Source organism: Bariatricus sp. HCP28S3_A7, assembly GCF_052066375.1.
Taxonomy (GTDB): Bacteria; Bacillota; Clostridia; order Lachnospirales; family Lachnospiraceae; genus Allocoprococcus.
In genome coordinates this window covers 18,223-30,465 of the sequence record NZ_JBQHSG010000027.1, presented here as the reverse complement: position 1 = coordinate 30,465, position 12,243 = coordinate 18,223, and the positions used below count along the sequence as shown (strand labels likewise).

The window sequence follows — 12,243 nt, the reverse complement described above, 5'->3', positions numbered from 1 at the left end:
TTCTCGACAATTCCATTATACCAAACGGAATGTATTTATGCCTTTTTTATTGGCTGAAATATTGAATTTTCAAGGTTCAGCACACCTTAGAGGTGTGGGAAGTTTTAGTTAAATATTTTATTCAACCAAGAGTTATGCGAAGCTTGCGATTTGGCGCAAGATATCTTACAATGTTCTAATAGGGAAAATGGAGGGTCAGTTATGGGATTTCGAACAGATACGATTGCTGCGATTTCAACCGCGATGACAAATTCCGGAATTGGAATCGTAAGAATCAGTGGTGAAGATGCATTTGATGTGATAGATAAGATTTATAAAGGAAAGAAAGATAAAATCCTGTCCGAACAGAAAAGTCATACGATTCATTATGGATACATTATGGATGGAGATGATACAATTGATGAGGTGCTGGTACTTCTGATGAGAGGACCACATAGCTATACAGGAGAAGATACGGTAGAAATTGATTGTCATGGCGGTGTATTTGTTACGAAAAAGATATTGGAAACGGTGATTAAATACGGCGCACGCCCTGCAGAACCCGGTGAATTTTCAAAGAGAGCATTCTTGAACGGAAGAATGGATCTGTCTCAGGCCGAAGCAGTGATTGACATTATCAATTCCAAGAATGAATATGCATTGAAAAGTTCTGTCAACCAGTTAAAAGGTTCGGTTCATAAGAAAATAAAAGAGATAAGAGAAGAAATTCTATATCATACTGCATTCATTGAAACTGCCCTGGACGACCCTGAGCATATCAGCGTAGATGGGTATGGGGATAAATTAAGAGGTGTTGTGGATAAGCTGATGACAGAGATTAAGAAGCTGCTTGACACTGTGGATAATGGGAGAATAATCCGAGAGGGAATAAAGACGGTAATAGTAGGAAAGCCCAATGCAGGAAAATCTTCTCTGTTAAATACTCTGCTTGGTGAAGAAAGAGCTATCGTAACAGACATAGCCGGTACGACCCGGGATGTATTGGAAGAGAATATACAGCTCCAGGGCGTATCTTTAAATATTATGGATACTGCAGGGATACGGCATACGGAAGATATTGTAGAAAAAATCGGTGTGGATAAGGCACGTGCAAATGCAGAAGAAGCGGATTTGATTATTTATGTTGTGGATTCTTCGATTCCGTTAGATGAAAATGATTTTGAAATTATCAACATGATTCGGGAAAAACGTGCTATTATATTGCTGAATAAAACGGACTTATCCACAGTTGTTGATAAAGATGAGTTGAAAAAGTGGATAACTAAGCCGATGATTGAAATATCTGCAAAAGAAGAGACTGGAATTCATGAGTTGGAATCCACATTGAAAGAAATGTTTTATCACGGAGAGTTATCTTTTAATGATGAAATTTATATTACCAATGCCAGACATAAAGCAGCTTTAAATGATGCTTATCAGAGTCTGGGAAAAGTAATGGACAGCATAGGGAATCAAATGCCGGAGGATTTTTTTACCATTGATCTTATGGATGCATATGAATCTTTGGGAAGCATTACCGGTGAAACGATAGGAGAAGATTTGGTAAATGAAATATTCAGCAAATTCTGTATGGGAAAATAAAGATCAATATGATGTTGTTGTAGTCGGTGCAGGACATGCAGGATGTGAGGCCGCTCTGGCATCAGCGAGACTTGGACTTCGGACGATTGTATTTACGGTCAGCGTGGAAAGCATTGCCATGATGCCTTGTAACCCGAATATAGGAGGAACCTCAAAGGGACATCTTGTACGTGAGCTCGATGCACTCGGCGGTGAGATGGGAAAAACGATCGACAAGACGTTTATACAGTCGAAAATGTTAAATAAATCCAAGGGACCGGCTGTTCATTCCCTTCGTGCACAGGCTGATAAAAAGAATTACAGCAACACGATGAGAAGAACTTTGGAAAATCAGGAAAACCTGGAAGTAAAACAAGGCGAAGTGGTAAATATTCTTGTGGAAAACAGTCAGGTTACCGGAATACAGACGTATTCCGGTGCAATTTACCATTGTAAAGCGGTTGTATTGTGTACCGGAACGTATCTGAAAGCAAGATGTATTTACGGTGATGTAAGCATGCATACCGGTCCGAATGGGCTTCAGGCAGCAAATTATCTGACAGATTGTCTGAAAGATCTAGGAATAGAAATGTATCGGTTCAAAACAGGTACTCCTGCCAGAATCGATAAAAGAAGTATTGATTTCAGTAAAATGGAAGAGCAGTTTGGTGATGAAAGAGTTGTTCCTTTTTCTTTTACAACAAATCCGGAGGATGTGCAGATTGACCAGGTATCCTGCTGGCTCACTTACACAAATGAGAAGACACACGAGATTATTCGTGAAAATTTGGATCGGTCACCACTATATTCTGGAATGATAGAAGGAACAGGACCAAGATATTGTCCTTCTATTGAAGATAAAGTTGTCAAATTTGCCGATAAGAGCCGTCATCAGGTTTTCATTGAACCAGAAGGATTAGACACCAATGAAATGTATGTCGGAGGAATGTCAAGTTCTCTTCCTGAAGATGTACAGTATGCTATGTATCGGAGTGTGCCGGGACTTGAAAATGTCAAAATTGTTCGAAATGCATATGCAATTGAGTATGATTGCATAGATGCCAGACAATTATACCCGACGTTGGAGTTTAAAAAGATACGAGGATTATTCAGCGGAGGACAGTTTAACGGAAGTTCCGGGTATGAAGAGGCTGCTGCGCAGGGGTTGATTGCAGGTATAAATGCTGCGAGAGAGGTTCTGGGAAAAGAACAGATCACCATTGATCGTTCTCAGGCATATATTGGTGTACTAATTGATGATCTTGTGACGAAAGAGAGCCATGAACCTTATCGTATGATGACATCCAGGGCAGAATACAGACTTTTGTTAAGACAGGATAACGCTGATCAGAGATTAACCAAAATAGGACACGAAATAGGGTTGATATCTGACGAGAGATATCAGAAGTTTGTGGAAAAAGAGAAAATTATTTCAGAAGAAATTGAGAGACTGAAGCATGTAAATGTGGGAACATCTGAAAAAGTACAGGACCTTCTTGAAAAGTATGGAAGTACACCGCTTACATCCGGATCAACACTTGCTGAATTGATAAGAAGACCGGAACTGAATTATCAGTTGCTTGAACCGATTGATGAGCAAAGACCGGAAAAATTCAGTCAGGAAATCATCGATCAGATTGATATTAATATCAAATACGAAGGATATATAAGCCGACAGATGAAGCAGGTAGAACAGTTCAAAAAACTTGAAACAAGAAAAATTCCGGATGATATCGATTATGATGCTGTGCCCAGTTTAAGAATTGAAGCTGTACAAAAGCTGAAACAGTATAAGCCGGTTTCGATTGGACAGGCTTCCAGAATTTCCGGCGTTTCTCCGGCAGATATATCGGTTCTTCTTGTATATCTGGGACATTAGAATAAAACATAAAAGAGGCGGTTATGAGTAAAATATTTGAACAAAAATTAAATGAAATGGGAATACAATTGAGTGAGAGACAATATCAGCAATTTAATAATTATTTTGAATTACTGATCGAGTGGAACAAAGTCATGAATCTGACTGGAATCACTGAGTATGAAGAAGTGAATGAAAAGCATTTTGTAGATAGTCTCTCTATCGTGAAAGCAGTTGATATAGGAAGTATTGAAACCGTAATGGATGTAGGAACCGGAGCTGGCTTTCCCGGCATTCCTTTAAAGATTGCTTTCCCACATTTGAAAGTAACACTTTTGGATTCATTGAATAAAAGAATTAAATTTCTGGATACAGTTATATCGGAATTAAAATTAGAAGATATCCACACAATTCATGGACGTGCAGAAGATTATGCACGAAAAGAAGAGTATAGAGAAAATTTTGATCTGGTTGTTTCCAGAGCAGTAGCAAATTTATCCACATTATCAGAGTATTGTCTTCCATATGTCAAGACAGGTGGATTATTTATTCCATATAAATCCGGTGAAATTGAGGAAGAAGTAAAGAATGCAGAAACTGCATTGAAAATTCTGGGCGGAAAGAAAAGAAAAACCGTAAAATTTCAGCTTCCCGGAAGCGATATAGGAAGAACGCTTCTGGTTGTTGAAAAAATAAAATCTACCGGAAAAAAATTTCCGAGAAAAGCAGGTCTACCTGCAAAAGAACCATTGAAGTAATAGAAAACCCGTGTATATTGCGCAATATATTAAGATGCAGTATACACGGGTTTTCTTTTGGATTATATGAGAAAAATGTTAATTTGCTCCATGAATGCTTCCGGTTTTTCAAGCTGTGGAAGGAACTTTGTTTCCGGAATGGAAATGGTTTCAATAGCAGGAACATATTTTTGATATTGTTCTGCAGTTTCTATTTGTTCCGGATTGCCCTCGCCTGTTATGATATACATACTATTTGTAATATTCTTGATGCAGTGAAGAATATTCGCATTTGTATATCTCCCTTTTATACTGGCAAAAAGATATTTAGAATGACTGCTGTCTAAATGGGCAGATTCATAATAAGCTTTCACAGACATATTGTTTATTTCTTCTATATTATAATAATAATCTGTCTGAAAGATTTCTTCAATATATTTTTCAGATTGAAGAATATTATATAATAGCGTTCCTAATATAGGAATCTGAATCAACCATTTCAAAAATACGGTTCTCTTTGTCGGTGATTTTGCTAAATCTGACAGAGAAGTAGGATTTACCATAATAATTCGGTTGATCATTTCTTCGCTTGTATTACATGCCATAACGGCAATAGACGACGAAGATCCGGTTGCAATCACATCTGTCTTTTCGTTAATTACATGTTTCACAAAATCATTTAGCATCTGAACATACAAATAATTTGTATAAGTAATATTCGGCTTATCTGAACGTCCACATCCAAGTAAATCAATTGTGTAAACCGTATGATTTTCAGCCAGCTTTCCGACACAGCGTTTCCATTCATATCCGGAACTGTGTGCATTCAAATCATGAATAAGAAGGAGTGGTGAACCTGTTCCTTGTTTCTTATAATATATTTTTCCAAAACGCCATTCATAAAAATTACCTTCCGCGTTGTTAAGAAGATTATCAATTGTAGCAATATAATATGTAATTCTATTGATTAAATGCATTGTAAGAGTGACCAACGTAGTAAGAATGGCAATGATGCTTATTTTTTTCTTCAATGTATTATCATTCCTTTCTGCTTTTAAATTGAATATATTATATCATATTTTGGTGAGTGTTGGAAGTGTTTATCATTGATATTCAGTATGTTTCACGTGAAACATTTTACATATAAATAATCGGTGGTTCTAAATAGACAAATGTTTCACGTGAAACATTTGTCTATTTATGAATTATGCTAAAATCATGTTTCACGTGAAACATTTGGTAGATTTACGAGAAAAATGGTGATACAATATGATTGTAACAAATTATATAATTTGTTATGGAAAGGGGTATTATTTTAATGGGAAGAATAATTGCAGTTGCAAATCAGAAGGGTGGAGTAGGAAAAACCACAACAGCTATTAATCTTTCTTCTTGTCTTGCTGCTAAAGGGCAAAAAGTTCTTGCGGTTGATATGGATCCACAAGGTAATATGACCAGCGGACTTAGTGTTGATAAGGACGAAGTTGAGTATACTGTATATGATTTAATTATTGGAGAAGCAGATATTGAACAGGTACTCCAAAAAAATGTTTTTGACAATTTAGATGTGCTTCCAACAAATATTGATTTATCCGGTGCTGAAATAGAACTGATTGATGCCGAAAATAAAGAGTATATTCTTCGAGATGAAATATTTAAGATAAAAGATAATTATGATTTTATTATTATAGACTGTCCACCGTCACTTAGTATGCTGACAATCAATGCTATGACAACTGCGGATACGGTTCTTGTACCAATACAGTGCGAATATTATGCACTTGAAGGTTTAAGTCAGTTGATGAAAACAATTGAGTTGGTAAAATCACGTCTGAATGAACGCTTGGAAATGGAAGGCGTAGTATTTACTATGTACGATGCCAGAACAAATCTATCGCTTCAGGTGGTAGAGAATGTTAAAGATAATCTGAATCAGACGATTTATAAAACTATTATACCGAGAAATATTCGTTTGGCAGAGGCTCCCAGTCATGGATTACCTATCAATTTTTATGATCCAAAATCGACGGGTGCTGAGAGCTATATGTTATTAGCAGACGAAGTGATTCATAAAGGAGAAGATGAATAATGGCGGTGAAAAGAAGTGGACTTGGAAAAGGCCTTGACAGTCTGATTCCCGATAATAAATCATCTAAAATGGTAAAAAAAACGGTAGAAGCGCCGAAAACACCTGAAAATGTCTCGGGACAGATAATGATGAAAATTAATGAGGTTGAACCAAATCGTGAACAGCCCAGAAAAAATTTCGAAGAAGATGCATTACTAGAATTAGCAGATTCAATAAAACAATTTGGTGTATTACAACCTTTAATTGTACAAAAGAAAAAAGATTACTATGAGATCATAGCCGGTGAACGCAGATGGAGAGCAGCAAAACTGGCAGGAGTAAAAGAAATCCCTGTAATTATTAAAGAATATACGGATCAGGAAATTGTGGAAATCTCACTAATTGAAAATATTCAGCGGGAAAATCTAAATCCAATTGAAGAAGCAATGGCTTTTAAAAAGCTTTTGACAGAATTTCATTTGAAACAGGATGAAGTGGCTGAACGTGTATCAAAGAGCAGAACTGCTGTGACGAATTCCATGCGTCTGTTGAAATTAAGTGATAAAGTTCAGCAGATGATCGTAGATGATATGATTTCTACAGGACATGCCCGTGCACTTTTGGCAATTGATGATCCGGAGCAACAATATATACTTGCAAATAAGATTTTTGATGAAAAACTAAGCGTTCGAGAGACGGAAAAGCTGGTTAAGGATATCAAAAATCCTAAAAAGGAAAAACCTAAGAAAGAAATCCAGAATTCATTTGTATATGAGAATCTGGAAGAAAGAATGAAGAGTGTCATTGGCACGAAGGTTCATGTAAATCATAAACCAAATGGAAAAGGTAAAATTGAAATAGAATATTATTCAGATTCAGAATTAGAACGTATATTCGAACTTCTGATGTCGATACGCGAAGGAGAATAAGAATGGAAAGTAAGATTTTAGCTGCCATAGGTATTGATCCGGCGTTTATATTTATTTTTCTACTCGTATTGATTGTGATTCTATTTTTTATGGTTGTCAATGTAAATATGAAATATAAACGTCTGAAAAGCAGTTATTCCTCATTTATGCGAGGACGCGACGGAAAAAATCTGGAACAGAGTATCCTTGAAAAATTCGATGAACTGGATGAAATCACAGAAATTGCAAAAAAGAACCGGACAGATATCAAAGAATTATTCCGTGAAATGCAGAACAATTACCAGAAAGTAGGCATTGTAAAATATGATGCTTTCAATGAAATGGGAGGAAAACTCAGCTTTGCATTGACTCTTCTCGATGGAAATAACAGTGGCTGGGTCATCAATGCAATGCACAGCAGAGAAGGATGCTACACTTATATAAAAGAAATTGTCCGCGGCGAAAGTTACATTGAACTTGCAGAGGAAGAAGCTGAATCCTTAGAACAGGCTATTTATCAGGAAGTATATGATCCGGATGTGCAGTCTGTGATGAAATAAAAAAGAAAAAGATGTTTATTTTACAGAAAAAAGGAAACTTTAAGAGAGAAGGAGAAACATTATGTTAGACATCAAATTTGTAAGAATGAACCCGGAAGTAGTAAAAGAAAATATTCGAAAGAAATTTCAGGATGAAAAACTTCCGTTAGTTGATGAAGTAATTGAACTTGATAAGAAAAACCGTGAAATCAAGCAGGAAGTAGAAGCACTTCGCGCTGAAAGAAATAAAATCTCAAAACAGATCGGTGCATGCATGGCTCAGGGCAAAAAAGAAGAAGCAGAAGAACTGAAAAAACAGGTACAAGCAAACGCAGAACGTGTAGAATCACTGTCTCAGGAAGAAAAAGAAGTAGAAGCAAAAATCAAACAGGACATGATGATTATTCCGAATATCATTGATCCGTCCGTACCGATCGGAAAAGATGACAGCGAAAACGTAGAAATCGAAAAATTCGGTGAACCGGTTGTTCCGGATTTTGAGATTCCGTATCACACAGAAATTATGGAAAAATTCAACGGTATCGATCTTGAAAGTGCAGGAAAAGTAGCAGGAAACGGATTCTACTATCTGATGGGAGATATTGCAAGACTTCACTCTGCAGTGATTTCTTACGCACGCGATTTCATGATCGACCGCGGATTTACTTACTGCGTACCGCCATTTATGATCCGCAGCAACGTAGTAACAGGTGTTATGAGCTTTGCTGAGATGGATTCCATGATGTATAAGATCGAAGGAGAAGATTTATACCTGATCGGAACCAGTGAACACTCCATGATCGGTAAATTTATCGACACAATGCTTGAAGAGGATAAACTTCCACAGACACTTACTTCTTATTCACCGTGTTTCCGTAAAGAAAAAGGTGCACACGGAATCGAAGAACGTGGTGTATACAGAATACATCAGTTTGAAAAACAGGAAATGATCGTCGTATGTAAGCCGGAAGACAGTAAAATCTGGTATGATAAACTGTGGCAGAATACAGTAGATCTGTTCCGTTCTCTGGATATTCCGGTACGTACACTGGAATGCTGCTCCGGAGACCTTGCAGACCTGAAAGTAAAATCCTGTGACGTAGAAGCATGGTCACCAAGACAGAAGAAATATTTTGAAGTAGGAAGCTGTTCAAACCTTGGAGATGCGCAGGCAAGACGTCTCGGCATCCGCGTAAAAGGAAATGACGGAAGCAAATATTTCGCTCATACACTGAACAATACCGTAGTAGCTCCTCCGAGAATGCTGATTGCCTTCCTTGAAAATAATCTTCAGGCTGATGGTTCTGTCAGAATTCCGGAAGTACTTCGTCCATACATGGGTGGAAAGACAGAAATCAGATAATCAATACAATGAATGAGGTAAATTGTGCATAAATATTTAAAAGCAATTGGATTTCAAAACGTAACTTCCGAAAAAGAATGGAATCGTATATTAATCCAGTCCGAAGAAGAGTTTACCGATTATCAAAGAATTTCATTGGAAGAAGAACTTGATTTTGGTGAACTTCGTAAAGAATACGGAATGGGTATAGGAATCTATTCATACGGACAGATTGATGAATATGAGACTTATACACGTGAGTATTACCTGCCGTATTTTGAAGGAAGCGGAATTACCTCCTACGCAGATATAATTGTAGAAAAAAGAAGCGACAAAGAAGCATATATCGGAATATGCGAAGATGTGAAAGTCGGGGTCAGCCTGATTTTCCATCTTCAAAACGGAATCGAGTACCGGAAAGAACTGATGGCAGGAAGAATTCCGAAAAATTCCACATCCGTCACACTCTCCGGACTCGCAGTTTCCGGAACGATCCTGTTTCCTGTTATGAAAAGCAAAGAACAGGAACAGGAAATCCGCGAAGAGTCCCGAAACAGAATGATGCTTCTTAGCGCAGCAAGAGAAGGAGATTCCAAAGCAATCGAAAGTCTGACCATGGAAGATATGGATCTGTATTCGCAAGTTTCCAGAAGAGTTCAGACAGAAGATATATACAGTATTGTAGATACATATTTTATGCCATGCGGTGTAGAATGTGACCAGTATTCGATCCTGGGAGAAATTCTGGATATTGATACGGTAGAAAATAAACTGACAAAAGAAGAAATCTATGTATTTACGGTCGATGTCAATGAGCTTCGATTCGATATCTGCGTACCGGTAAAATCGGTGCTCGGTGAACCGGCGATCGGGCGAAGAATTAAGGCAGATATATGGCTTCAGGGGAAGATTAATTTGTAACTGTTCAGAGCCAAGCAGATTTGTCAAAAAAGGGCGATGAATGCTTGCATTCGTGAACACTTTTTTGTACAAATCTATTTGGCGGATACGCCACATTGAGAAAATACGAAGTGTTTTCGAGGTTGGCTCTGAACAGTTCATTAATTTTAAAAATAAAGCAGGCTGGGCTGATGTGGAAGATGACAGTTCAGTCTGTGAAAATGAAGAATGTTAGGAGTGATTGACGGGAGAGAGGAGTAATTTCTAGGTTGACAAAATGGAATTTGAAAGGTATCATTATATGTGTTCAGCTGAATTGATGATGGAATAAGATGTGTGAATTCGGTTGGGGAATGGTGGAAATTAAATAGTGGGTTCTCTTAGTTAAATGGATATAACAAGTGCCTCCTAAGGTTACGTTACAACGCTCACCTTGGAAAAACCTAAGTTGGGAGCTGAGTCCGATAATTACGGAGGCTGACAAAAAAATTAAATACGTCCCAATAGCTCAGTTGGATAGAGCACACGCCTCCTAAGCGTGGGGTCGGAGGTTCAAGTCCTCTTTGGGACGCCAGCTAACAACGCCGAAAGCCTTTGTTTTCAAGGGTTTTCGGCTTTTTTTAACAAATTCCAGTGTGATTGCTGATACGAAATAATGTTTTCAAATTTTACTTCAAATTCTGATTTTTGACAAGCCCTAAAAAATCGAACTGCTGTGATAAGACAAAAATTTCTGCTAATCATTAGCAGAAAAAGGGCCGTTTTTGCTAATGAAAAGGCCCTTCCAGCTAATTAGGCGAAAAATCGTGCTAAAAACCTTGCTAATACAAAAGGCGGATGTTCCGAGTGCTAAGCCGTTATAAGAAATAAAATTGAATATTACCATGTACATAGAGCGTCTATTTGCCCCTGTATCGGGGATGGATAGACGCTCTTTTTTTATGCCCAAAATTCATGGGTAAATCTGAAAGATTGGAGGTTTGATTTTTGAGTAAGATCTTCTATTCCCCAGACAAGCCAAACGACTGCTGTTACTGCCATTTCTGGAAAAACAATAAAACGGGCTGCTGTCTGAGCGAAGAAAATTGTTACTACTTAATCTCCGTACCCCCAAAGCCGAAGTCGGAATGTGAAGGTTGTCCTTATGGGCGGGATCATCCCTGCATCGGCTGGTGTACCAGGAAGATTATGAAGGAAGTGGGGGTGCGTTGATATGTATGAGTATGAACGCAATCGCCGTGACAAGCCAAAATGCTGCAAAGACTGCGAGTATTATCAACCCCGATGGAAGTACCGCTTCTGCTTTTTTGTCCGATGTCCGTACAAGCTGAAGGATACGACTTTCCGCAGAACCCCTCTGAAAAAAGAGTATTTCCCGCAGAAAGAGGTGGTGAGGATGAGTGACGTATGATTATTTCTATGGTCAGCAAGCGGAGATGTTCACATTCTACCGTGTTCCAAAGGTGTTGTTCACCGAGGAGTGTTTTTGGAATGTATCAACCGATGCCAAGCTGCTTTACGGTATTCTGCTTGACCGCATGAACCTCTCAGCCCGGAACAATTGGCTGGACGAGGAAGGCCGTGTCTATATCATCTTCACGATTGAAGAAATCAAAGGAGCGTTAGGCTGTGCCGAAAAGAAAGCGGTGAAGCTGCTGGATGAGCTGGAAAAGAAATGCGGTTTGATAGAACGCAAGCGACAGGGACTGGGGAAACCGAACCTGATCTATGTAAAGGACTTCATTTCCGGTTCTGTGGAAAGACAATTCTTGAATTGTCAAAAGGACAATTCTGGAGTTGTCAAAAACACAATTCAGGAACTGTCAAAAGCACAAGGTAATAATACTGATACTAAATATATTGATTTGAGTGATACTGATCCTTTCTTTCCTTCCGGTTTTTGTGGAAAGGAAGCCGATGGGACTGACGAATTTACCCGATATTATCAGTATTTTTATGAACAGCTTTCCATGGACTATCTGAAACAGGATTATCCGTATGACCATGAGATACTCGATCTGATACTGCATCTGATTGTTGAGGTCATGTGCAGTAACCGCAAGCAAATCCGGATTGCCAGTGATGATAAGCCCATTGAAATTGTCAAAAGCAGTTTTATGAAGCTGGATTCTGAACATATCAGATTTGTATTGAGTTCTTTCAAAGAGAACACAACCGATGTTCGCAATATCAAGCAGTATCTACTTGCTTCGATATACAACGCCCCCTACACCATAAGCGCCCACTATGACGCAAAGGTCAGGCATGATATGGCCTCGGGGAAACTTGGAGGGAGGTGGTAATCAATGCAGTATACACAGAATAGAAAGC

General features: G+C 38.2%; 11 protein-coding genes and 1 tRNA gene. 11 read left to right on the top strand and 1 reads right to left on the bottom strand.

What is annotated here, in order from left to right; all coding sequences use genetic code 11:
• Positions 1–201 precede the first annotated feature (201 nt).
• The 3 genes from mnmE to rsmG are packed head-to-tail and all read left to right on the top strand — an operon-like array spanning position 202 to position 4,176.
• Positions 202–1,581 (top strand): tRNA uridine-5-carboxymethylaminomethyl(34) synthesis GTPase MnmE, encoded by a 1,380-nt coding sequence (mnmE, locus tag ACTNA4_RS13560; protein WP_441030560.1) that lies wholly within the window; start codon positions 202–204, stop codon positions 1,579–1,581.
• On the top strand, positions 1,547–3,439 hold the full coding sequence (gene mnmG / locus ACTNA4_RS13555; RefSeq protein ID WP_441030558.1) for a tRNA uridine-5-carboxymethylaminomethyl(34) synthesis enzyme MnmG: 1,893 nt from the start codon (positions 1,547–1,549) through the stop codon (positions 3,437–3,439). Before mnmE ends, mnmG begins: the two co-directional genes overlap by 35 nt.
• A gap of 23 nt (positions 3,440–3,462) precedes the next feature.
• Positions 3,463–4,176: a 16S rRNA (guanine(527)-N(7))-methyltransferase RsmG gene (gene rsmG / locus ACTNA4_RS13550; protein ID WP_427807292.1), complete on the top strand. Its 714-nt coding sequence runs from the start codon at positions 3,463–3,465 to the stop codon at positions 4,174–4,176.
• A 62-nt stretch (positions 4,177–4,238) separates the two neighbouring features.
• Here the strand turns inward: rsmG and ACTNA4_RS13545 are convergent, their stop codons facing one another.
• Positions 4,239–5,186: an alpha/beta fold hydrolase gene (locus tag ACTNA4_RS13545; protein WP_441016444.1), complete on the bottom strand. Its 948-nt coding sequence runs from the start codon at positions 5,184–5,186 to the stop codon at positions 4,239–4,241.
• Between the two features lie 287 nt (positions 5,187–5,473).
• Between ACTNA4_RS13545 and ACTNA4_RS13540 the strand changes: the two genes are divergently transcribed.
• The 8 genes from ACTNA4_RS13540 (at position 5,474) to ACTNA4_RS13505 (ending at position 12,215) form a co-directional block, all read left to right on the top strand.
• A complete protein-coding gene (locus ACTNA4_RS13540; RefSeq protein ID WP_427807290.1) occupies positions 5,474–6,244 on the top strand; it encodes a ParA family protein in 771 nt (256 codons plus the stop codon).
• Positions 6,244–7,152: a ParB/RepB/Spo0J family partition protein gene (locus ACTNA4_RS13535; RefSeq protein WP_427807289.1), complete on the top strand. Its 909-nt coding sequence runs from the start codon at positions 6,244–6,246 to the stop codon at positions 7,150–7,152. The genes ACTNA4_RS13540 and ACTNA4_RS13535 overlap by 1 nt, the downstream gene beginning before the upstream one ends.
• 2 nt (positions 7,153–7,154) lie before the next feature.
• Entirely contained in the window at positions 7,155–7,691 is a 537-nt protein-coding gene (locus ACTNA4_RS13530; RefSeq protein WP_427807288.1) for a DUF4446 family protein, read from the top strand.
• 61 nt (positions 7,692–7,752) lie between these two features.
• Positions 7,753–9,033, top strand: a complete 1,281-nt coding sequence (gene serS / locus ACTNA4_RS13525; RefSeq protein ID WP_427819309.1) for a serine--tRNA ligase — start codon at positions 7,753–7,755, stop codon at positions 9,031–9,033.
• A 24-nt stretch (positions 9,034–9,057) separates the two neighbouring features.
• On the top strand, positions 9,058–9,933 hold the full coding sequence (locus ACTNA4_RS13520; protein ID WP_441030556.1) for a DUF3881 family protein: 876 nt from the start codon (positions 9,058–9,060) through the stop codon (positions 9,931–9,933).
• Between the two features lie 476 nt (positions 9,934–10,409).
• A tRNA-Arg gene (locus tag ACTNA4_RS13515) sits at positions 10,410–10,486 on the top strand.
• 639 nt (positions 10,487–11,125) lie between these two features.
• Positions 11,126–11,323 (top strand): hypothetical protein, encoded by a 198-nt coding sequence (locus ACTNA4_RS13510; RefSeq protein WP_441030554.1) that lies wholly within the window; start codon positions 11,126–11,128, stop codon positions 11,321–11,323.
• Complete coding sequence (locus ACTNA4_RS13505; RefSeq protein WP_173876984.1) at positions 11,313–12,215, top strand: DUF6017 domain-containing protein; 903 nt, start codon at positions 11,313–11,315, stop codon at positions 12,213–12,215. Before ACTNA4_RS13510 ends, ACTNA4_RS13505 begins: the two co-directional genes overlap by 11 nt.
• Positions 12,216–12,243: the final 28 nt, after the last annotated feature.